The organism is Alkalihalobacillus sp. MEB130 (assembly GCF_032335535.1).
Taxonomy (GTDB): domain Bacteria; phylum Bacillota; class Bacilli; order Bacillales; family Bacillaceae_D; genus Halalkalibacter.
On record NZ_JAOANA010000058.1, the window covers coordinates 1 to 1450 of the forward strand.

Annotated in this window: 1 rRNA gene; it reads left to right on the forward strand. The window is 47.2% G+C overall.

From position 1 onward, the window contains the following. A 23S ribosomal RNA gene (locus N0O92_RS23675) occupies positions 1-1450 on the forward strand; the annotation flags it as partial.

The following is a 1450-nucleotide window of genomic DNA, read 5'->3' on the forward strand; positions in this document are numbered from 1 at the left end:
TAGTACGTGGTCGTAGACCCGAAACCGTGTGATCTACCCATGTCCAGGGTGAAGTTCAGGTAACACTGAATGGAGGCCCGAACCCACGCACGTTGAAAAGTGCGGGGATGAGGTGTGGGTAGGGGTGAAATGCCAATCGAACTCGGAAATAGCTGGTTCTCCCCGAAATAGCTTTAGGGCTAGCCTCGAGGGAAGAGTATTGGAGGTAGAGCACTGATTGGACTAGGGGTCCCCACAGGATTACCGAATTCAGTCAAACTCCGAATGCCAAATACTTATCCTCGGGAGTCAGACTGCGAGTGCTAAGATCCGTAGTCAAGAGGGAAACAGCCCAGACCATCAGCTAAGGTCCCAAAGTATACGTTAAGTGGAAAAGGATGTGGAGTTGCCCAGACAACCAGGATGTTGGCTTAGAAGCAGCCACCATTTAAAGAGTGCGTAATAGCTCACTGGTCGAGTGACTCTGCGCCGAAAATGTACCGGGGCTAAACGTATCACCGAAGCTATGGATCCGGAGGTCAGGTATCAGAGGCCAGAAGTCGGAAAGAAGGTAATTCAAAGATGATAAATAGTTATCGAGAGTTGAGAGTATATCAAATATCTTATCAACTTGCGTTACAAGTTCATCAATTGACATTAACATTTCCAGACTTCGAGAAGTATGAACTTGGAAGCCAGTTAAGAAGAGCAGCTATTTCTATTCCTTTAAATATTGCAGAGGGATATGGGAAGAAAAGCTCTCTAATTGATTTCAAACGTTATTTACTTATGGCTCAAGGTTCCAAAGATGAAACAAAAGTTATTCTTGAAATGTCGAAAGATTTGGGTTACATCGAGGAGAAGACTTTTGAAGATTTATTTGGCCAATATGACCAACTTGGAAAACAGCTTTATTCTATGATTCAGAAATGGACATAAGAGATAAAATCTGATTTCTGGTTTCTGACACCTGACCTCTGTGATGGTAGGGGAGCGTTCTAAGTGCAGTGAAGTCAGATCGAGAGGACTGGTGGAGCGCTTAGAAGTGAGAATGCCGGTATGAGTAGCGAAAAGAGGGGTGAGAATCCCCTCCGTCGAAAGCCCAAGGTTTCCTGAGGAAGGCTCGTCCGCTCAGGGTCAGTCGGGACCTAAGCCGAGGCCGAAAGGCGTAGGCGATGGACAACAGGTTGAAATTCCTGTACCACCTCCTCACCGTTTGAGTAATGGGGGGACGCAGAAAGGTAGGGTAAGCGCGCTGATGGATATGCGCGTCCAAGCAGTTAGGCTGGAAAGTAGGCAAATCCGCTTTCCGTTAAGGCTGAGCTGTGATGGCGAGGGAAATTATAGTACCGAAGTTCCTGATCCTACACTGCCTAGAAAAGCCTCTAGCGAGGTGAGAGGTGCCCGTACCGCAAACCGACACAGGTAGGCGAGAAGAGAATTCTAAGACGCTCGGGAGAACTCTCGTTAA